This is a genomic window from Janthinobacterium breve (assembly GCF_051380895.1).
Lineage (GTDB): Bacteria > Pseudomonadota > Gammaproteobacteria > Burkholderiales > Burkholderiaceae_D > Janthinobacterium.
Genome location: NZ_JBNYXY010000009.1, coordinates 82,659 through 104,136, shown reverse-complemented (window position 1 = coordinate 104,136; position 21,478 = coordinate 82,659). Strand labels below are relative to the sequence as shown.

At 62.1% G+C, this 21,478-nt stretch carries 16 protein-coding genes and 1 pseudogene; 11 read left to right on the top strand and 6 right to left on the bottom strand.

What is annotated here, in order from left to right; all coding sequences use genetic code 11:
- Positions 1–6: 6 nt before the first annotated feature.
- From ACQ4W0_RS18815 to ACQ4W0_RS18805, 3 genes are read left to right on the top strand one after another with little or no spacing between them, the layout of a single operon-like run.
- Positions 7–1,860: an ABC transporter transmembrane domain-containing protein gene (locus ACQ4W0_RS18815; RefSeq protein WP_436578126.1), complete on the top strand. Its 1,854-nt coding sequence runs from the start codon at positions 7–9 to the stop codon at positions 1,858–1,860.
- A gap of 12 nt (positions 1,861–1,872) precedes the next feature.
- A complete protein-coding gene (gene leuE, locus ACQ4W0_RS18810) occupies positions 1,873–2,547 on the top strand; it encodes a leucine efflux protein LeuE (RefSeq protein WP_436578125.1) in 675 nt (224 codons plus the stop codon).
- A gap of 9 nt (positions 2,548–2,556) precedes the next feature.
- Entirely contained in the window at positions 2,557–3,642 is a 1,086-nt protein-coding gene (locus ACQ4W0_RS18805) for a threonine aldolase family protein (RefSeq protein ID WP_436578124.1), read from the top strand.
- A gap of 106 nt (positions 3,643–3,748) precedes the next feature.
- On the opposite strand, the gene ACQ4W0_RS18800 is transcribed toward ACQ4W0_RS18805, so the two are convergent.
- Entirely contained in the window at positions 3,749–5,191 is a 1,443-nt protein-coding gene (locus ACQ4W0_RS18800; RefSeq protein ID WP_436578123.1) for an OmpP1/FadL family transporter, read from the bottom strand.
- A gap of 159 nt (positions 5,192–5,350) precedes the next feature.
- Positions 5,351–8,095 (bottom strand): bifunctional diguanylate cyclase/phosphodiesterase, encoded by a 2,745-nt coding sequence (locus ACQ4W0_RS18795; protein WP_436578122.1) that lies wholly within the window; start codon positions 8,093–8,095, stop codon positions 5,351–5,353.
- Positions 8,096–8,300: 205 nt separating this feature from the next.
- On the opposite strand from ACQ4W0_RS18795, the gene ACQ4W0_RS18790 reads away from it, so the two are divergent.
- Positions 8,301–9,275, top strand: coding sequence for a thymidylate synthase (locus ACQ4W0_RS18790; protein ID WP_436578121.1), 975 nt, complete (start codon positions 8,301–8,303; stop codon positions 9,273–9,275).
- Positions 9,275–10,318, top strand: coding sequence for an SMI1/KNR4 family protein (locus ACQ4W0_RS18785; RefSeq protein WP_436578120.1), 1,044 nt, complete (start codon positions 9,275–9,277; stop codon positions 10,316–10,318). Before ACQ4W0_RS18790 ends, ACQ4W0_RS18785 begins: the two co-directional genes overlap by 1 nt.
- Here the strand turns inward: ACQ4W0_RS18785 and ACQ4W0_RS18780 are convergent.
- The 4 genes from ACQ4W0_RS18780 to ACQ4W0_RS18765 all read right to left on the bottom strand — a co-directional run bounded on the left by ACQ4W0_RS18780 (position 10,315) and on the right by ACQ4W0_RS18765 (position 16,054).
- On the bottom strand, positions 10,315–12,588 hold the full coding sequence (locus ACQ4W0_RS18780) for a TonB-dependent receptor domain-containing protein (RefSeq protein ID WP_436578119.1): 2,274 nt from the start codon (positions 12,586–12,588) through the stop codon (positions 10,315–10,317). The genes ACQ4W0_RS18785 and ACQ4W0_RS18780 overlap by 4 nt on opposite strands.
- Positions 12,589–12,773: 185 nt before the next feature.
- Entirely contained in the window at positions 12,774–14,108 is a 1,335-nt protein-coding gene (locus ACQ4W0_RS18775) for a VWA domain-containing protein (protein ID WP_436578118.1), read from the bottom strand.
- A gap of 19 nt (positions 14,109–14,127) precedes the next feature.
- Positions 14,128–15,381: a TerD family protein gene (locus tag ACQ4W0_RS18770; RefSeq protein ID WP_436578117.1), complete on the bottom strand. Its 1,254-nt coding sequence runs from the start codon at positions 15,379–15,381 to the stop codon at positions 14,128–14,130.
- A gap of 97 nt (positions 15,382–15,478) precedes the next feature.
- The gene (locus ACQ4W0_RS18765) at positions 15,479–16,054 is read right to left on the bottom strand and encodes a TerD family protein (RefSeq protein WP_289947659.1); all 576 of its coding nucleotides are present in this window, start codon (positions 16,052–16,054) and stop codon (positions 15,479–15,481) included.
- A 207-nt stretch (positions 16,055–16,261) separates the two neighbouring features.
- Between ACQ4W0_RS18765 and ACQ4W0_RS18760 the strand changes: the two genes are divergently transcribed.
- From ACQ4W0_RS18760 to ACQ4W0_RS18735, 6 genes and pseudogenes are all read left to right on the top strand, one after another.
- Positions 16,262–17,059 carry an alpha/beta fold hydrolase gene (locus ACQ4W0_RS18760; protein WP_436578116.1) on the top strand — a complete coding sequence of 266 codons (798 nt, stop codon included), beginning with the start codon at positions 16,262–16,264 and terminating at the stop codon, positions 17,057–17,059.
- On the top strand, positions 17,056–17,541 hold the full coding sequence (locus ACQ4W0_RS18755) for a dihydrofolate reductase (protein ID WP_436578115.1): 486 nt from the start codon (positions 17,056–17,058) through the stop codon (positions 17,539–17,541). The genes ACQ4W0_RS18760 and ACQ4W0_RS18755 overlap by 4 nt, the downstream gene beginning before the upstream one ends.
- A gap of 237 nt (positions 17,542–17,778) precedes the next feature.
- Entirely contained in the window at positions 17,779–20,043 is a 2,265-nt protein-coding gene (locus ACQ4W0_RS18750) for an Orn/Lys/Arg family decarboxylase (RefSeq protein WP_436578114.1), read from the top strand.
- Between the two features lie 158 nt (positions 20,044–20,201).
- Positions 20,202–20,459, top strand: a complete 258-nt coding sequence (locus ACQ4W0_RS18745) for a hypothetical protein (protein ID WP_436578113.1) — start codon at positions 20,202–20,204, stop codon at positions 20,457–20,459.
- An 87-nt stretch (positions 20,460–20,546) separates the two neighbouring features.
- Positions 20,547–21,110, top strand: a pseudogene (locus ACQ4W0_RS18740) (sigma 54-interacting transcriptional regulator).
- Positions 21,111–21,163: 53 nt separating this feature from the next.
- On the top strand, positions 21,164–21,433 hold the full coding sequence (locus tag ACQ4W0_RS18735; RefSeq protein ID WP_436578112.1) for a hypothetical protein: 270 nt from the start codon (positions 21,164–21,166) through the stop codon (positions 21,431–21,433).
- Positions 21,434–21,478 lie beyond the last annotated feature (45 nt).

Here is a 21,478-nt window from a genome sequence, read left to right as displayed (position 1 = left end):
AAAACAATGACAACCAGCACAGAAACAGGCAGCACGAGTACCACCGCAACCAAACCGTCCCTTGATACCGGCACCAGCCGCGAACTGAAAAAAGGCAGCCTGGCCGCCTTCAAGGGCTTGATGCCCTTTTTGACGCCGTACCGCAAGCAGTTCTTCCTGGCCGGTATCGCGCTGGTGGTGGCCGCCGCCTCCACCCTGGCCATCCCCGCCGCATTCAAGCAGATGATCGACCTGGGTTTCGGCGGCGCGGCCGGCTCGAAAAGCATCCAGCATGTCGACCTGGTCTTCCTGGCCCTGTTCGGCGTGGCGTCCATCCTGGCGCTGGCCACGGCGGCGCGCTTTTACACGGTGTCGTGGCTGGGCGAGCGCGTCACGGCCGACATCCGCAGCGCCGTGTACCGCCACGTCGTCACGCAAAGCCCCGCATTCTTTGAAACCACGCAGACGGGCGAAGTCCTGTCGCGCATCACCACCGACACGACACTGATACAGGCCGTGGTCGGCACCAGCATCTCCATGGCGCTGCGCAATGTGCTGCTGTTCCTGGGTGGCCTGGTGATGCTGTTCGTCACCAGCGCCAAGCTGGCCGGCATCATCATCGGCTTGCTGATCCTCGTCGTCGTGCCCATCATCGTGTTTGGCCGTCGTGTACGCAAGTTGTCGCGCGATTCGCAGGACCGGATCGCCGACGCGTCGGCCATGGCCGGTGAAATCCTCAACGCCATGCCCACCGTGCAAGCGTTCACGCACGAGAAAATCGAATCGAAACGCTTCGGCGACTCCGTCGAAGGCGCTTTCATGACAGCCATGCGCCGCATCCGCGCCCGGGCGCTGCTGACCATGATCGCCATCCTGCTGGTCTTCGGCACCATCGTCTTCGTGCTGTGGCTGGGCGCGCGTGCCGTGCTGGAAGGCACGATGACGGGCGGCGACCTGGGCCAGTTCATCCTGTACGCCTCCATCGTGGCCGGCGCCATCGGCGCCTTGTCCGAAGTCATGGGCGAAGCGCAGCGCGCCGCCGGCGCCACCGAGCGCCTGCTGGAATTGATGGCCGTCAAATCGGAAATCGAGTCGCCAATCAAGCCCCTGCCGCTGCCGGCGCGCGCCGCGAACGGCGCCTCGCTGTCGCTCGATGATGTCATGTTCTCGTACCCGTCACGCCCGGACACCCACGCGCTGGATCACGTCAGCCTCGACATCCGCGCCGGCGAAACGGTGGCCGTCGTGGGGCCGTCCGGCGCCGGCAAGACCACCCTGTTCCAACTGTTCCTGCGTTTCTACGACCCGCAAAGCGGCAGCATCCGCCTCGATGGCGTGGACATCAAGCAGCTGGACCTGCATACCCTGCGCGACGCCATCGGCATCGTGCCGCAAGATACCGTGATCTTCTCGGCCGACGCCATGGAAAACATCCGCTACGGCCGCGCCGGCGCCAGCGACGAGGAAGTCATCGCGGCCGCGAAAATGGCGGCCGCCCACGAATTCATCGAGCGCCTGCCGAATGGCTATAAATCCTTCCTCGGCGAACGGGGCGTGCGCCTGTCCGGCGGCCAGCGCCAGCGCATCGCCATCGCCCGCGCCCTGCTGAAAAACCCGCCCCTGCTGCTGCTCGACGAAGCGACCAGCGCGCTGGACGCGGAATCGGAACGCCTGGTGCAAAAGGCCCTGGAAGCGGCCATGGTGGGCCGCACCACGGTCATCATCGCGCACCGCCTTGCCACCGTGCAGCGGGCCGACCGCATCATCGTCATGGAAGACGGCAAGATCGTCGAAACGGGCACGCACGCCTCGCTCGTCGCCCTGGGCGGCATCTATGCCAACCTGGCCGCCCTGCAATTTCATCACGTACAACTGAATTAAACACGACTCGCCATGAACGCCTTATTCCACGCCAACCTGGGCATCACCGATTTCTGGACCTTTTTACTGGGGACCATCTTCATCGTCATCCTGCCCGGCCCCAATTCCATGTATGTGCTGTCGGTCGCCGCGCAGCGCGGCGTGCGGCCCGCTTACCAGGGCGCCTTCGGCATCTTCGCGGGCGACCTGATACTGATGGTGCTGTCGGCCTGCGGCGTGGCCTCGCTGCTGAAAGCCAGCCCGGCCCTGTTTTATGTCGTGAAATACATCGGCGCGGCCTACCTGGGCTGGATCGGCCTGCAAATGTTGATCGGCTGCTGGCGCAAGTTGCGCGCGCCCGCGCCGGCTGAAGGCGAAGCGGCAGCGGCGCCGGCGCCCGTCAAGGAAAGCGATCCATTCCGCAAGGCCCTGATCATCAGCCTGATGAACCCGAAGGCCATTTTGTTCTTCATTTCCTTCTTCATCCAGTTCGTCGACCCGGCCTTCCAGAATCCCGTGCTGTCCTTCGTCGGCCTGGGCCTGATCTGCCAGGTGATCAGCTTTACCTACCTGACGGCCATCATCTTTGTCGGCGCGCGCCTGGCCGAGACTTTCCGCCGCCGCCGTCGCCTGTCTGCCGGCATGGGCGGCGGCGTGGGCGCCATGTTCATCGGCTTCGGCGCGAAGCTCGCCACGGCCACACTGTAAGGAACTACCGTGAGCGAGCTTGAACTGCGCCAGCGCTGCCATACCGTCCTGCCTGGCCACCGCCAGCCCACGCCAGCGGCCACTTTTGCCGCCATGGCCGCCTGGTGCGATGCCAACGACATTGCGCACGATACCTATGGCGAAGGCGCGCTGATCGAACAATTCGAAAACAAGGTCGCCAGCCTGCTCGGCTTCGAGGCTGCCGTGTTCTGCATCACGGGCACCATGACGCAAGTGACAGCCCTGCGCCTGGCCTGCCAGGACCGGGGTTCCTCGCTGGTGGCGCTGCATCCGACGTCACACATCCTGCGCCACGAGCGGGGCAACCATGAATTGCTGGAGCACTTCAAGGGCTTGATGATTGGCGACCCGCACCGTCCGTGGACGGTCGACTATTTGCGCGCCGTGCCCGATGCGCTGGGTGCGGCGCAGGTCGAATTGCCGATGCGCGAAATCGGCGGCCAGTGCCCGTCGTGGGACGAATTGAACGACATCAAGCGGCACTGCCGCGAGCACAACATCCACCTGCACATGGATGGTGCGCGCCTGTGGGAAGCGCAAGCGGGTTTTGGCCAGCCCCTGCCCGCCATCTGCGATGGCTTTGATTCCGTGTATGTCTCGCTGTACAAGGGCATCGGCGGCCTCGGTGGCGCCATGCTGGCCGGCAGCCGCCCGTTTGTTGAACGGGCGCGCGAGTGGTTCCGCCGCCAGGGCGGCAATATCGTGCACCGCACGCCCTATGTGGTAGCCGCCGCCATGCAATTCGACGCGCGCATCGCCGCCATGCCGCAGTATTTTGCACGCACGCAGTGGCTGTACACGCTGCTGCGCGACTTCCCGGCCATCGCCGTCAATCCCTCCCAGCCGCAAGCGAACATGCTGCATCTGCACTTGCCCGTCTCGCGCGAACGGGCCATCGCCATCCGCAACCAGGTGGCCGACGACCACGGCATCTGGCTGTACAGCCGCGCCAGCCACGCAGCCCTGCCCGGACACAGCGTGGTCGAATGGTATGTGGGGGATCAGTTGCTGGAACTGCCGGACGACACCGTGCGGCTGGCCTTGACCCTGCTGGACGAGGCCATGCGCGACTAGGCATGATCGGCGCAGGCCAACACCACCACTGTCATGCCCCCGAAAAAAAAGCGCCCGAAGGCGCTTTTTTCATTTCATGGCGGCAGGGTTGGCCGCCACTACCTGCTTAGAACTTGTAGTTATAAGCGAGACCGATCAACTGCATGCGGGTCTTGAACAGGCCCTTGGTGGTTTCACCGTTGCCGGTGCAGCCAGTCTTGACCGGCGAGCAGTCGTTTGTGTAGTTGACGTCAGCATCCTTGAAGTCGATATAGCTGTAGGCCAGGTCGATCGAGGAATTGGCGTTCAGCTTCCAGTTCGCGCCGATCGAGTACTGCATGCGGTCGCTGTCCGGCAGGGCTGGGTGGCGCAGCTCGGCGCTGCGTACCGGTGCCTGGTCATGGGCGATACCGGCGCGCAGCATCAGGCTCTCGCTGTACTTGTAGTTGGTGCCCAGCGAGACGCGGTAAGTGTCTTTCCAGTTCTGGCGAATGCGCTCGGCGCCTTCGGCCGTCGGCGGGAACTGGATATCCAGGTTTTCCAGACGCGAAGTGCGGGTCCAGGTGACGTCGCCCATCAAGGCCCATTTATCATCCATCTGATGGAAGGCGTTGACCGACAGGGTTTCCGGCGTGCGCAATTCCACCAGCGCTTCCGAATTGACCTTGTTCGATGCCTTGGCAATGAAGGCGTTCACGGCAGGATTGCTCGTCACCTGCGAGAAGTCCCAGATGGTGCTGCCCTTGAGCTTGTGCGAAATCGACGAGCGGTAAGCGATACCGAAACGCGTGCCTTCGTTCAACTGGTACAAATAACCCAGGTTGAAGCCAAAGCCCCAATCATGGCCGTCCATCGAAGCATGGCCATCCTTGATCGGGCCCTGCAGCGCGGCGCCGGCAGCTTGCGCCGCAGCCAGGCCTTGCGTCTTGGCGATATTGGCCAGGAATGCCTGCGATGCGGTTGGCGCAAATTTGCCCAGGAAAGCAACCGAACCCGGCACATCCACGCCCTGGCCCAGTTCCGCCTTCATGTATTCGGCCGTCACGCCGAAACCGAACGAGTGGTGCTGGTCCAGCTTGAACGATACGGAAGGATTCAGGGCGATGGCTTCGAGCTTGATATTGGTGATCGCATAGCGGCCATACCAGTCATTACCATAGTCCAGCTTGGCGCCATACGGCACGAACAGGCCCGCACCGACGGTCCACTGATCATTGATTTTCTTGCTGGCGTACAACGCAGGCGCGACCACGGCGTCCGGCGCGTAGTCCTTGGTCGCCGCGTAAGGCGTGCGATTGCCTGCGAAGAAAGGCTTCGAGCCCGCATCCGTGTAGGTCGAATGCGGTACGACGATAGTGCCGCCGCCGACGAACTGCGTGCCTTCCAGGCGCGACAAGCCGGCCGGGTTGTAGAAAATGGTCGACGCGTCGGCCGCTTCGGCGCCGCTGGCATCGGCCGTGCCCTGGGCGGAAACGCTTTGCGAACCAAAACGGTAGCCGGAAGCCTGGGCGGTGGAAGCGAAGCCGGCGCATGCGACGGCGATCAGAAGGGGCAGATATTTATGTTTCAAGTTAGTCTCTCTTTATTATATGAAGTGTCTTCGTCACATTGTCTCGGGTAGCTCAACCTCACCCGTCCTGCACTGTTCTTGCCGCCGTGAACTCCAATTCACTGACGGCATGAGCGAAGCATATAATATTTTTTAGAAAAAAGCGAACGTTCGCTCTTTTTATGAAACAGCGTTGTTTTTCTCGTCAATCACTGGGCTGTAGGGGGGCAGCACCGGGGCTGGAAGCGGTATCAGAAAGCGCTGGTGCATCAGCGCCAGCATCTGTTCGGCCGGCACGGGGCGCGAAATGAAGTAGCCTTGCACCTCGTTGCATTGCAGCGCGCGCAGGATGTCGAGCTGCTCGCGCGTCTCCACCCCTTCGGCCACCACGCTCATGCCCAGCGCATGCGCCATCGACAGGATGGCGCGCACGAAGACCTCGCCCTGCTCCGACCGGCCCAGTTCCATGGTGAAGGCGCGGTCGATCTTCAAGCCATCCATGGCGAATTTCTGCAGCTGCGACAGCGAAGAATAGCCGGTGCCGAAATCGTCGACCAGCAGGCGCACGCCCAGCGCGCGGATGGCCGACAGCTGCTCCACGGCGCGGTTCTGTTCATCCATCATGGCCGATTCCGTGATTTCCACCTCGATCAGCCGCGCATCGATGCGGTGGCGCGCCAGCGCGGACGCCAGCACCTGGTGCACGTCGCCACGGCCGAACTGGCGCGCCGAGACGTTGATGGACACGGGCACCAGTTCCAGCCCGCTGGCCTGCCAGCGCGCCATTTGCAGGCACACCTTCTCGATGACGACTTCGCCCAGCTGCGAAATCAGGCCGCTGCTCTCGGCCACGGGGATGAATTCCAGCGGCGGCACCATGCCATGCTGCGGGTGCTGCCAGCGCACCAGCGCCTCCATGCTGCACAGCTGCCCGCTCATGGCGTCGACGCGGGGCTGATAGACGACGAGAAACTGGTCCTGCTCCAGCGCCGCCACCAGGCTTTGCTCCAGTTCGCGGCGGTTGCGGATGGTTTCGAACAATTCAGGCTGGAAGAAGCGGTGATGGCCCTTGCCTGCCACTTTCACGGCATACATGGCGATGTCGGCGTTCTTCAGCAGCACTTCCGTCTCGGCGCCATCGCGCGGATACAGGCTGATGCCGATCGAGGCGCCCATCTTGTGGCGTTCGCTGCCCAGGTAAAACGGTTCGTCGAAGGCAATGGCGATGCGCTGCGCCACCTGCTCGGCGCGGCTGTCGTCTTCCACCGGGTCAAGCACGACGACGAATTCGTCGCCACCCAGGCGCACCACATGATCGCCCGGCCGCAGCACGGCCTTCAGGCGCAGGGACGCGGCGCGCAGCACCTTGTCGCCCTCGGCGTGGCCCTGCGTGTCGTTGATATCCTTGAAACCGTCGAGGTCGATGAACAGCAGCGCCAGCATCTGCCCCGCAATGGCGGCGCGCCCCAGGGCGCCGGGCAGGAATTGCTGCAGCCAGTAGCGGTTGGGCAAGCCCGTCAATCCATCTTCATTGGCCAGGCGGCGCAAGTCGCGCTCGTGTTCCTTGGCCGTGCTGATGTCTTGCAAGGTCACGGCCAGGCGGTCGCCGCTGCGCACCAGGCGCCTGCGTATCCAGCGCAGCTTGAACGGATTGCCTTCTGGCAACTCGATCTCTTCCTCGGAAAAGCCGGACTGCATGGCGGCCCGGTAATTATGGATCAGGTCGCGGAAATACGGCTCGTGGGCACGCGACTGCAAGCGCATGCCCAGCAGCTGCTCGCGGCGCACGCCGAAGTAACCGGCGCCCGGCTCGTTGCAGTCGACGATCTCGAAGTCGAGGATGCTGCCATCTTCGCCGCGCAGGGCGGCAATGATGTAAAAGCCGTCGCTGGTGCCTTCGGTCGCCATGCGGTAGGCGTTGCGCACCCCTTCGGACTGGTGGTGGCGCCACGCCAGGCGCAGCGACAGCACGGTGGCGACGGCGGCAAAGGCCAGCAGCAACACGGTGACGGCCAGGGCGATGCCGATATAAATGGTGCGCGTTTCCTCGTAGGGGTGCAGCATTTCGCCGTCCGACAGTCCGACCACGGCCGTAAACGGATAGGCTTTCAGCGCCTGCCAGCCCACATAGCGGCTTTGCTTGTCGGAAAAAGCGATCTTGCCGCCCGAATGCATGGCGCCGCTCTCCGTTTCCAGGAAGCTGGTGTCGAGAAACGGCGTGCCCTGGCCACTCTGCATGGGCAGGACGCGCGAACCGAGGCGCGTGCTGAACAGCTCTCCCTCTTCGCCCACCATGGCGGACATGCCGAACTTGCCGAAATTGACGCTGTTATAGAATTCGGAAAAATAGCTGGAATGAAGGGAAATGAGCAGCACGCCGTCAAAATTGCCATCCTCGTCTTCCAGCCGGCGCGTGAAATGCACGAGGCTCTCGTCCGCGCCGGGCACTGTGGCCTCGCTGGCTGCATTGGCCTTCCCCAGCGCGATGCGCAGCGCGCTGGAATTGCTGCGCCAGTGGCGCAGCAGGAAATCGCTGCGCTCGTTGACCCGCAGGCGCTGCAGCGGCGCCGTGGCCGTCACGGGGTGGCCCTTGCGGTCGAGTATGGCGACGATGGCAAATTGCGGCAAGGCATACATGCCCTGCGTCTTCAATTGATCGAGGCGCAGCTGGCCGCGCGAATTTTCCCACTCATACTTGAGCTGCAAGGTCAGCTGGTCCATCTGCTCCAGGGTGCGCAGCAGGTACTGGCCATACGCTTTCGACAGCGAAGACACGCTGTCGAGCGCCTGCTGCTGCACCACCTTCTTTTCCGCCTCCAGTTGCAGCAAGGTGGCCGTCCACAGCACCGCGCACAGGAGCAGCCCCAGCAAGGGCCAGGCCAGGATCAGGCGCAGGTTGGCCTTGAGAAAATCGGCCCTGCTCATCTCCACCACGGCGGCGTTACTATTATTTACAAATTGTCGCAAGAACATGGTGCAGCATCTGCCGTTTCTGTGTATTTCTTTAGGGACACACAAATTACCACAGAGTCATGTTTGCAGGTGAAACAGCAGCGCATTTATGTGTGCGGACGGCAGCCCGCCTGTCGCGCCTGCGTTACAATCACCATCCTTACCGTTGGAGAAATACATGCAGCAATATCAAGATTTGATCAAGACCGTGCTCGAAACGGGCAGCTGGCAAGACAACCGCACGGGCATCCGCACCCTGAGCGTGCCGGGTGCCATGATGCGTTTCGACTTGGCCAACGGCAACTTCCCTGCCGTGACAACCAAGAAACTGGCTTTCAAATCCGTGATCGGCGAATTGTGCGCGTTCCTGCGCGCCTCGCGCAACGCAGCCGAGTTCCGCGCGCTGGGCTGCAAGGTGTGGGACCAGAACGCCAACGAAAATGCGCAATGGCTGGCCAATCCCTACCGCGAAGGCGAGGATGACCTGGGCCCCGTGTATGGCGTGCAGTGGCGACAATGGCCCGCGTACAAACTGCTAGCCGCCGACCAGCCGGCGCAGATTGCCGACGCGCAAGCGAACGGTTTTGCGCTGGTTGCCCCCATCGTCGAAGACGGCGTGCAAAAAGTGCTGCTGTACAAGGCCGTCGACCAGTTGCGCGAATGCCTCGATACCATCATGATGAACCCGGGCAGCCGGCGCATCTTGTTCCACGGCTGGAACCCGGCCGTGCTGGACGCCGTCGCCCTGCCCGCCTGCCATTTGCTGTACCAGTTCATCCCGAACGCCAGCACGCGCGAAATTTCGCTATGTTTATATGTGCGCAGCAACGATATCGGCCTGGGCACGCCCTTCAACATCGCCGAAGGCGCGGCCCTGCTGCACCTGGTGGCGCGCCTGACGGGCTACACGCCGCGTTGGTTCACCTACTTCATCGGCGACGCGCACATCTATGAGAACCACCTCGAGATGGTGGAAGAGCAACTGAAGCGCACGCCGTTCCCCGCGCCGCGTTTCGTCATTTCCGAGCGCGTGCCCGACTACGCGAAAACGGGCAAGTACGAGCCGGAATGGCTGGAAAAGATCGAACCGTCGGATTTCTCGCTGGAAGGCTATGAACATCACGCGCCCATCAAGGCGGCAATGGCCGTCTGATGGCGGTCGCACCGCTGGCCGCCCTGCACCGCAAGCTGTTTGACGAAACGGACGGCAGCAAGTTCGCCCGGCTGAAGCAGCGGTTGCTGAAAAAGCATGCGCCCGACGACAGGCTGGCCGTGCTGGCCATTCTGATGGCGTATGCACGCGATGGGCAACTGCTGCACTGGCGCACTTTTTTGATGAGCGATATCGTGCACCTGGTGGAAGGCAATGAACACGCAGCCTTTTTCGCCTGGGCACTGGAGCAGCCCACACTGGCGTACTGGGGCGTGGATGGCTTGCTGAAAAGTACAGGCGTGGATGCGTATGCGCCACTGGTGGCGCTTGCGACGTCCGGCGCCGCCAGCCCGGAAGTGCGCGCCAAGGCGATCAAGGGCCTGGCCGTGTTCAGCCACCAGCCGTTTGACCAGGGCTTGCCGCCCGATCCCGGCCACTGGAAGACCGAGCAGCTGCCGCTGGACGCCGTGCTGGCCTGGCAAGAAGACGGCTACCCTGACGGTGCCGGCTACAAGGCGCCCGCCACGCATGAGACGCTGACCCAGCCGCTTTCGCGCCTGGAAATGGCAGCCACCTTCCTGGAGCGAAAACTGGCGCTGCGGCGCCAGCGCGCACAGGACCTGGCACAACCGTCGAACTGGCTGACGATCGCCAGCGCCGAAGACATGGCCGAGATCGACGCGCACTGGGTATTGCCGGAGATATACCGCCGCTTCCTGGAATGGTATTCGCCGCTGCGCGTGCATGTCGACGGCAAGCGCTTCCCGCAGGGCCTGCACCTGTACGGCGCGGCCGGGCTGGTGAACGCCCAGCACGGCTATGCCATCCATGCCGTGCACCATCACACAATCGCGGCCTGGCCGCCGAAGCTGGTGGTGATTGCCGATGCGGGCGGTGACCCGTACTGCGTGCACCTGGAAGAAAGAAGCATCGACGGCGCCTTGCCCGTGTACCGTGCCAGACATGGCACGGGAGAATGGCGCTTCGAGCTCCATACGGACGATTTCATCGACTTCCTGCACGAAATCGCGCTCGCGGCCTAGCCTGCTTCGCCTCCCGGTCCGCCGGGGCCGGGGCCGCCCGGTCCGCGTCCGCCTGGCGGACCGAAACGCGGTTCGCGTTCGCCCTCTTTCGCCGCCGTGGTGGCGCCGCCCAGGCGGTATGACAGTCCCACATAAATCATCCGTCCATCGAAGCGCCGCGTGCTCGTCTCGCGCAGGGAAGCGCTGTTGATGACAGTTTCCATCTTGTTGCTGCTGAACACATCGGTCACGTTCATGACCAGGCTCAATTGCGGCGACACCGTGTGGCGCAGACTGAGGTTCAAAGTATTGTTCGGCGAGCGGTAGCCCTGTCCCGACAGCATCTTGCCTTGCATTTGCAGGGCCAGCTGCAGCTGATTGGCGGGATTGATCTGGTAATTGAGGCGCGCGCGGCCGCTCAAGGCGTTGGCCGTGCGCGTGCTGCGGTTGCCCAGGTCGTCCGAGCTCGTTTGCTGGCTGCGCGCCAGGTTGCCGCTCGTGTTCAGGGTCAGGGACGGCGTCAGCTTGCCGCTGACGCTGAACTCCAGGCCGCTCGAATGGCTGCCTTCGCCGTTTTCGCGCGTCGTCAGCAGCACATTGTCGCTGATGAAATAACGGTAATCGACGATGGCGTCCGTATCGCGCCGGTGGTAGGCGCGCAAGCTGCTTTCCAGGCCCGCGATCTTCGTTTCATAGCCGATCTCAAACGAGTCCGTCTGCGTGGGTTTCAGCTTGGGATTGCCGGCCGACACATTGAATTCGTCGCGATACACCACGTACGGGTTCAGGTCGCCCGCGCTCGGGCGGCGCAGGCGGTGCGCATAGCTGAAGCGCAGATTGCTCTCGTCGCTGACTTTATAGGTGGCGAACAGGCTGGGAATGTAGTTGATGTAGATATTGCTGGCCTCGACGCCGCCCGTGATCTGGCGCACGTTCAAGTCCGTGTATTCGGCGCGCAAGCCGGCCAGCGCGCCCCAGCGCTCGGTCAGGCGCATCTGGTAGGAGCCGTACAGCGCGACGGTGCGCTCATCCATCTCGAAACGGTTGCTGCGCATGGGGTTGACGGTTTCCGCCAGGCTGGCCAGGTTGATGTCCGTGTACAGGGTGTCGAAGCTGCTCTGGTTGTCGGCCACCTTGTAGCCGAGCTTGGCCGTGCCGCCCGCCAGCGGACGCTCGTAGTCGCCGCTGAAGTCGATGATGCGGTTGCCCGTCTCGCTATGCTGGCGCGCTCGGCTGTCAAAGGCATTCACGGGCGCGACCGTGTAGCTGTTGGCGTAATCGCTGTCGCTCTCGTTGGTCGAGGATGACACGCGCAGGTCGATCTTCAAGGTTTCGCCCGGCAACTCGCCCTTGTGGTCGTAGCGCGCGCCCCAGCTGTAATTGCGGCTGTCGCCGTTGCGCACGGTGCTGCGCACATAGTCGCCGATGGTGCTGCCCGTGCTGTCGCCATTGATGTAGCGGTCGAGCGAGCGCTGGTCGTTGCTACGCCCGTTGTACGACACGCTGGCGGCCAGGGTGTCGTTCGTGTTCAGGTTGTAATTCACGGTGCCGTGCAAGCCCAGCGAGTCATTCAAGCCATTGCTGGTGGAGCTTTGGCTGCTGGGGGCGAAGGCGCCAGTGCCCCGCTCCAGGCGCTCGCGGCTGACCTCGCCGACGGAATTGCGGCCGTCATGACGCACATTGATGCCGCCCTGGTAGCCCCAGGGCCCTTCGTTGTAGCTGCCGGAGACGGAACTGTTGTAGCGCCCGGCGATACCCGCATTCGCATTCACGGTGGCAAAGCCGCCCGGCTTGCGGTTGCGCCGCATCACCAGGTTCAGGATCGGGCCGCCACCGGCCTCGTTGCCGAACTGAGCGCCGGGATTGTTGATCACTTCCACCGATTCGATATCGTCGGCCGCCATGGCGTTCAGGGTGGCGCCGCGCGAATCGCCCTGCAGCATGGCCGACGGCTTGCCATCGATCAATATCTGCACATTGCTGCTGCCGCGCAAGGATACGGAACCTTCGGGATCGACGGCCACCGACGGCACATTGTTCAAGGCATCGGCCGCCGTGCCATTGCTGCTGCCCACGTCGGACTTGACGTCGTAGACTTGCCGGTCGATACGACCCGTGGGACGTTCGGCGGTCACGCTGACGGAAGGGGTATCGGCGGCCGGCGCCTTGGCCGATACAGGTGCTGGTGCGGGCTTGACGGCGGCGTCGCCGCTGACAGTTTGCGCCTGGACAGCGGTGCCGGCGACCAGCAGGCTACCGCCCGCCAGACAGTGGAAAAGGATTTTATGCATTTGGCTAAGAATTATCGAGACGCTACGGATGAGGCGCTACGCCGCAGCGTGAGGGCACATGTGTGGGCACAGTGAAAGCATGCCATGAGTCCCGGGGTCAAAGCAAATGCGAACCATTGTTATTTACTTCAATTTACAAATCTCTTCCACTTGTTGCCGTACAGCCTCATCCGAAGAACTTTACGCTACTTCAGCAAGCCATTGCCACGCGCCAATTTCAGCCAGCCCGGATATTCCGTCATCAATAAATCATACAGTTCCGCATCGCTGTGCTCGTCGGGCGAGCTGACGGAAAAGTAATTGGCGTTATCGACCAGCCGGCCCTGCAATTCGTCGAGTTTTTCCAGGAAGGGAAAGTCGGAATCGGCAAAGGCGGCGAGGAACTTGCTTTTCGATTTGCGCCCCTTGCCGATGCCCATGAATTGCCAGAAGATGGGCTCCTTACTGGCCCAGCGCAATTGTTTCTCCGTTGTCGCCTGGTCGCTGGTGCCGCCATCGGTGACGAACATCACGTACACGGGCAGCTCGGCGGCAACGGGCCGCGTGCGCTCGCCGCCAGCCGCGTCGGGGAAGTAAAACGCACGGATCGCCTGCATGGCGGCGCCATAACGCGTGTCGCCCTCGAGCGGATGGCGCTGGATCGCCTGCCCCACATAAGTGTTGCAGTTACTCAATGCCATGGGCGCCGGATGGTGGACATTCTTGCCGAACAGGAAAACATCGATCTCGCCATCGTCGTCGAACTTGCAGCCCAGGGCCAGGATGCGCTCGGCAAAGCGCTGCACCAGCCCTTCCTTGTACAGCCGTCCCATGGAGCCGGAAATATCCAGGCATAAACAGACCTTGGCGCGATGATCCGACAAGCCCACTTTTTGCAGGGACACGCCAGCCTGTTTGACCAGGCTGACCAGTTGCGGCGCCTCCCGTTCGACACGCTTTTCCAGGCTGATCTTCGCCTGCTGAATTGCCGAAGCCGCGGCAGGAGCGGCAGGCGCGGCCTGGTCGACTTCGCCGCCGAAATGGCGCACCAGCGCATCGAGGCCGCCATTGAAACCCTGGCCCACGGCCATGCAGCGCCAGCCGCCATCCTTGCGGTAGAGTTCAAGCAGCATGACGGCTTTTTCTTGCGCAAAATCAGACCCGGCAAAGGGAAAGCGGGCCAGTTCGCGCCCGCCCGCCTGCAGGCGCGCATGGCCGGAGTGCAGCTGCGACATCACGCCACCGCCGTCGATGGACCCCGTCACGACGAGGCGGTCGATGCCGGCCGGCAAGCGCGCCAGTTGCAATGCAAACGCGGCCATGTCGCCACCGCCGCCGGCGCGCGCTTCCACGCCGCCGCACGGCGTGCGCGGCTGGTTGAAAAACGTCATGTAGCGCTCGTCGGACAGTTTGCCGCTGGCGTCGAGCCCGAAGCACGCCACGTCGAGCGCCAGTCCCTGCGCGGCGACGCCGATTTCCAGCACGCCATCGGGAACGAGATTGGCCAGCGGCAAGCGCTGACCCTTGGCCAAGGTTTCCATCAGTGCCTCCAGATATCAATTAAACGATGTAGCGGCGCGGATTGTCCGCGTTGAAATCATCTTCGTCTTCCTTGTCCTCGCCCTTGAAGACGACGGGACCGTTGAAGGCCAGCTGCAAGTTCTCGCCCTGCCAGCTCAACCACGGCGTCGCTTCGCTGCCCGGCTCCGACGTCTTGCCCGACGGCTCCAGGATGATGCTGTCGGGCGTGATGCGCGCCATGCCGATCACATAGGTGTAGACCGTATCGTCCTCGGCCGCCTTGGACAGGCGGAAGTCGAACGCGCATTCGACGATCTGCTGGCCGTATTGCATGACCATTTTCGGGCGCATGGACGCCACCGGGACGGCGCCGTTGGCCAGCGCCGAATACACGCTGAAGACCAGGCCCACCGTGCCGCCATAATGTTGCGCCAGCGCAGGATTGACTTCCACCGTTTCCGTGGCCGGCTCCTTGCCTGACGCGCCCGCCACATCGCCCAGGTGGCGCACATAAGGCATGGCGTCGAAGCTGCCGGCCGTGTCCGGCGCCTGGATGAAGCGCATCTGGCCATTCGGCAAGAGGATGCCGACGCGCAAATCGAGATCGTCGTTATCGTCGTCGCCATCGCCGTTATCGACCCAGGTGGCCTTGACGGTGAGTTTGCTCGGCGCGCCCGCGCCCTTTTCCAGCGACACCTTGTGCGTCTGGCCCGCCTTGGTCAGCGAGATTTTCGACAGGGAAATCTTGGGTGACGGCGCCGGTTCCGCTACCGCCTGCGCCACTTCGCCGCCGAAATGGGCGACCAGCGCGTCGAGGCCGCCATTGAAACCCTGGCCCACGGCCATGAAGCGCCAGCCGCCATCCTTGCGGTAGAACTCGCCCAGCATGACGGCTTTTTCTTGCGCAAAATCAACGCCCGCATACGCATAGCGGGCCAGTTCGCGTCCGCCGTCGAGCAGGCGCAGGTAGCCGCTGTCCAGCTGCGCTATGGTAGCCGCGCCATCGATGGCGGCCGTGACGACCAGGCGTTCGATGGAGGCAGGCAAACGCTCCAACTGGCAACTGAAACCGGCAAGGTCGCCAGGCGGCGCCGAGGCTTCCACGCCGCCGCACGGCGTGCGCGGCTGGTTAAAGAAGGTCATGTAGCGGTCGTCGGACAATTTACCCACGGCATCGAGGCCGAAACAGGCAAAATCGAGCGCCACGCCGGCGCTGGCGAGACCCAGTTGCACGACGTTGCCCGTGACGAGGCCGGACAGCGCCAGGCGCTGCCCCTTGATCAGGTTTTCCATGGAGTCAGGTAGATAAGAAGGAGATGCAAAGGAGAAGCAAAACCAGGCAGCGTGGCCGCCCGGCAAAAGTACGCCCTTTCAGGCGTCAACATGCTTTTTACGCATTAATTCCAAACGAACGGGCCAGAGGACCCAGGCCGCCTTTAAAGCCTTGACCAATCGCCTTGAATTTCCACTCGCTGCCAGCGCGGTAGATTTCGCCGAAGATCATGGCAGCTTCCGTCGAGCCGTCTTCCGACAGGTCATAGCGGGCGATTTCCGCGCCGTTGTCGCCGTTCAGGCAACGGATGTAGGCCTTGCCCACCATGCCGAAGTTCTGCTTGCGGGCTTCCGCGTCGTGAATCGTGACGGCCACGGCGATCTTGTCGATGTCAGCCGGCACGTTGGCCAGGTCGACGGCGATTTTCTCGTCGTCGCCATCGCCGCCACCCGTGGTGTTGTCGCCCGCGTGGACGATGGAGCCGTCTACCGACTTCAGATTATTGTAAAAAATGAAATCAGCGTCGGAACGGGCCTTGCCGTCCGTTTTCAGCAGGAAGGCGCTGCCGTCCAGGTCGAAAGCGGCGCCATCGGTGGCGCGCGGGTCCCAGCCCAGGCCAATCACGATTTTCTTCAAGCCGGGAGCTTCCTTGCTCAGGTTGACATTGCCGCCTTTTTGCAAACTGATCGCCATGGTAATTCCTCTTTAATTAATGTGGGGGTTGCATTCGGTGTTTCAGGTCACGTCGCCGGCACCCCGGCTTGATGAGCCATGAGCCTACCATAAAGTCCTTGCTTGCCAGCCGCACACTATTGAAAATAATGCCATACAAGGAGACTGCGCCCCTGCCCGGATGCACAAAATGACGGATAATGCCGCTCGACAAAAATTTTCACCATCATGAGCGATACGACTCCCCGTTTGAACTTGCATGAAGGCAGCACGCGACTCGTTTGCATTCCCGGCACCTTGTGCGATGCGCGCCTGTGGTCGCGCCTGGCGCCTGCCCTGGGCGACGCTTTTCATGTACAGCACGTACCCTTGCATGAGGCGCGCACGCGCGCGCAAATGCAATCGATGATTGCCAGCCACAGTGGCCCGCGAGCTCATCTGGTGGGCTTTTCGCTGGGTGCCTACCTGGCGCTTGAACATGCGCTGGCGCACCCGCAGCGCGTGCAATCTTTGACTTTGATCGCCAATTCGGCCCAAGGTTTGCTGCCGGCTGAAATTAGCGCGCGCCAGCGCATCGTCGCCATGCTCGAACGCAACGCCTATGCGGGTATCACGCGCCAGCGCTTGCGCGAACTGCTGCACCCGTCGCACCTGGACGATGCCGCCATCACGGGCCTGATCCAGCAGATGGGGCTGGACCTGGGCAAGGAGGTACTGCTGGCCCAATTCATCACCACCATCAACCGCCCCGACCTGATGGCGCGCTTGCCGGAACTCAATTTTCCCGTGCTGATCGTGGGTGCCGAAGACGACAAGCTCGTCGATCCCGACGATTTGCGCGCCATGGCCGCACGCCTGCCGCAAGCCACCCTGCACTTATTAAAAGACAACACGGGCCACATGATTCCGCTGGAAGCACCAGGCGCGCTGGCGCAAGCCATGCGCGCGCATCTGGAGGCGGCAGGCAATTTCAAGGATAATGACGGGCATCGGGCCCTGCCCCCACCTTTTTCACAGAACCCATGAGCCATTTGACCATCATCGTCGCCACCGACCAGCAAGGCGGCATCGGCATCGACAACACCCTGCCGTGGAAATTGCCGGAAGACCTCGCGCATTTCAAGCGACTGACGACGGGCCACCCCATCCTCATGGGCCGCAAGACCTTCGATTCCATCGGCCGCCCGCTGCCGAACCGCCGCAACATCGTCATCACGCGCAATGCAGACTGGCGCCATGACTGCGTGGAAGCGGTGTCGTCGGTGGAAGCGGCCATCGCGCTGCTGAACGGCGCGCAAGGCTATGTCATCGGCGGCGCCGAAATTTACAAGCAGGCATTGCCCCTGACGCAGCGTTTGATCATCACGGAAATCGGCCAGACGTTTGACTGCGACGCGTTTTTCCCCGCCGTGGATCATGCCGTATGGCAAGAAACCGCGCGTGAGGCGCATGTCTCGGAGCAATCCGGGCTACCTTACGCCTTTGTCACGCTGCAACGCAAAGCCTGATAAGGTTATATCTGATTAGCAGAATGTTGCTGTAATACCCCTGTCACACCGTTGCGTCACGCTAGCGCACGCTCGTGAAGTTTTACTACGATATTTTTTTCCCGCAGACGCCACATTTCTGCGAGAATCCCGTTCTTATTTTTTTTCTGCGGCTGCCGGCTTGTACTACCGCCTGAAGTCGCGCCCTAGTCCGCCCCTCCATTACGTCAGGGGCGGCTTGCTTTTTTGGAGACATGCATGAAATTTCGTTTCCCTATCGTCATCATTGACGAGGATTTCCGTTCTGAAAATACGTCCGGCCTGGGCATTCGCGCCCTTGCCGCCGCAATGGAAAAAGAAGGCATGGAAGTGCTGGGCGTGACCAGTTACGGCGATTTGTCGCAATTTGCCCAACAACAATCGCGCGCGTCGGCCTTCGTGCTGTCGATCGACGATGAAGAATTCGGCGCCGGTTCGGTCGAGGAAACCGACCATGCGTTGAAGTCCCTGCGCGCGTTTGTCGAAGAAATCCGCTACAAGAATGCCGACATTCCGATTTACCTGTACGGTGAAACGCGCACCTCGCGCCATATCCCCAACGATATCCTGCGCGAACTGCATGGTTTCATCCACATGTTCGAAGATACGCCCGAGTTCGTCGCGCGCCACATCATCCGCGAGGCGAAATCCTACCTGGACGGCCTGTCGCCGCCGTTTTTCCGCGCGCTGGTGCACTACGCCAACGACGGTTCCTACTCGTGGCACTGCCCCGGCCACTCGGGCGGCGTGGCTTTCCTCAAATCCCCGATCGGCCAGATGTTCCACCAGTTCTTCGGTGAAAACATGCTGCGCGCCGACGTCTGCAACGCCGTCGAGGAACTGGGCCAGCTGCTCGACCATACGGGTCCCGTCGCCGCGTCGGAACGCAATGCGGCGCGCATCTTCAATGCCGACCATTGCTATTTCGTCACCAATGGCACCTCCACCTCGAACAAGATGGTGTGGCACTCGACCGTGGCGCCCGGCGACATCGTCGTCGTCGACCGCAACTGCCACAAGTCGATCTTGCACTCGATCATCATGTGCGGCGCCATTCCCGTGTTCCTGATGCCGACACGCAATCACCTGGGCATCATCGGTCCTATCCCGCTGCATGAATTCACGCCGGAAAGCATTGCCCGCAAGATCGAGGCAAACCCGTTCGCGCGCGAAGCGAAGAACAAGAAGCCGCGCATTCTGACCATCACGCAATCGACCTACGATGGCGTGATCTACAACGTGGAAACCCTGCGCGAAATGCTGGACGGCAAGATCGACACCCTGCACTTCGATGAAGCGTGGCTGCCGCACGCCACCTTCCACGATTTCTACAAGAATATGCACGCCATCGGCAAAGACCGTCCGCGCGCCAAGGAATCGATGATCTTCTCGACCCAGTCCACGCACAAATTGCTGGCCGGCCTGTCGCAGGCGTCGCAAATCCTCGTGCGCGAATCGGATACGGTCAAGCTGGACCAGGACGCCTTCAACGAGGCTTACCTGATGCACACCTCGACCTCGCCGCAATATTCGATCATCGCCTCGTGCGACGTGGCTGCGGCCATGATGGAAGCGCCGGGCGGCACCGCCCTGGTGGAAGAATCGATCATGGAAGCGCTCGATTTCCGCCGCGCCATGAAGAAAATCGACCAGGAATGGGGCCAGGACTGGTGGTTCCAGGTGTGGGGTCCGGACAGCTTCAACGACGAAGGCATGGGCCAGCAGGAAGACTGGATGATACGCGCCGAGGATGACTGGCACGGCTTCGGCGACCTGGCTCCCGGCTTCAACATGCTCGACCCGATCAAGGCGACCATCGTCAATCCGGGCCTGTCGCTGGACGGCCAGTTCGGCGAAACGGGCATTCCCGCATCCATCGTCACCAAATACCTGGCCGAGCACGGCGTCATCATTGAAAAATGCGGCCTGTACTCGTTCTTCATCATGTTTACCATCGGCATCACCAAGGGCCGCTGGAACACCTTGCTGACGGCCTTGCAGCAATTCAAGGACGACTACGACAAGAACCAGCCGATGTGGCGCATCCTGCCGGAATTTGCGGCGGCCAACCCACGCTATGAAAAAATGGGCTTGCGCGACCTGTGCCAGCAAATCCACGATTTCTACAAGGCTTACGACGTGGCGCGTCTGACGACGGAAATGTATCTGTCGGACATGATCCCGGCCATGAAGCCGTCGGACGCGTTCGCCAAGATGGCGCACCGCGAAATCGAACGCGTGGCCATCGACGAACTGGAAGGTCGCATCACGTCCATCCTGCTGACGCCGTATCCACCGGGAATTCCGCTGCTGATCCCGGGCGAGCGCTTCAACAAGACCATCGTCGACTACCTGCGCTTCGCGCGCGACTTCAACGAGCGCTTCCCCGGCTTCGAGACGGATGTGCATGGTCTCGTGAAACGCGAAGTCGATGGCAAACGCGGCTATTTCGTGGATTGCGTGAAGTTGGACGATAACGTCTAAAAACGTCGTCGTACCATACACTGCGGTCATGAACGCCGCCTGATGCAGATCAGGCGGCGTTTTTCATTCTGGGCCGCCGCGCACGCTTGCGCCAGATCAAACGGCCGGGGTATCGGGCTTCTAAGATGGGCGACTCGTGCCCTCGTGATGGCTGGCATATGACGCTCAAGGTGTGGCTGGAAATCGTGCAGCAGGCGGCGGCTGGCAGTGGCGCCTTGCTGATGACGGCCTTGAAGCAGGCTCAGGTAACTGTAGCCCGGCGGCACGATGGCGAGGCAGCGAGCGCGGGCATCGTGCTGTTTGCCGAGGCCGATGCTGTGCTGCTGCAAGCGCTGCCGGCCCTGTGCCGGCACGCTTCCGTGCTGGCCATTGCCGCCTGCGGCCGGCCCCCAGCTGTGCGCAACAGCGCGCCCTGATGGCGGCAGGCGCGCTCGATGTGCTGCTGTGGCCGGACGGCGCCATTGACGCGGGCCAGGTGCTAGAGCGGCTGCAGCCAGGCCTCGGTGCTGATCACGGGCGAAACGGGCACGGGCACGGGCAAGGATTTATTGGCGCAACTGGTCCACCGCCTCGGCAACTAACGCGGCGACTTCACCATCATCGACTGCACCACCCTGTCGCCGGAACTGGGCGGCAGCGAACTGTTCGGCCACGAACGGGGCGCGTTTACGGGGGCGTCTGGTGCGCGCGATGGCGCTTTTGCCCTGGCCGACGGTGGCGTGCTGTTTCTCGATGAAGTGGGCGAACTGCCGCTGCCCCTGCAGGCGCAGTTGCTGCGCGCCATCCAGGAGCGCAAATACAAGCGCGTGGGCGGCAATACCTGGCAGCCCACGCAATTTCGGCTCGCGTGCGCCACCACTTTACCCAGCAGCTGGCGCAGCGGCCCTTCCAGCGGCGTGCCGCGCACTTGCCGGCCCGCTGCGGTGGCGCCCAGCTGGCGCGCCAGGAAAGCGTCGAACTGGAGCGGCACCTGCAATTCCAGCAAGCGTGCCGCCAGCGCCAGTTCATCTTCCTGCTGCAAGGGCAGCATGGCTGGCGCTTCCGGCAATTCCATCTCGGGACGATAGGCGAGCAGGCGTCTGGTCATGGCAGGCTCCGATGAAAGACAGGCGAATGGCCCATGCGTCCCTTACGCAAGGGCCATGTCAGTCATATGTGGGGAAAGGACTCGGGGAAGAGCGGGGCGGACGGCGAACGGCGTTTCGCCGATAGCGTAAAAACCATCGTTTCCGGCATAGCGAGTTTCGTTGTCAAGATGAGCTTTCAAACAAGCTTAATTGGCAGGAATGATTACGTCGCCTATCCGCCACAGTGCCCGCTATCGGGAAAAAATATTTTCCATTTTCAAAAAACAAACTTCGCGCTACATCATCAAAAACATCCTCAATAACACGCCAACGTCCATAAAAAATAAACGTAGCCAACACGTAAATAG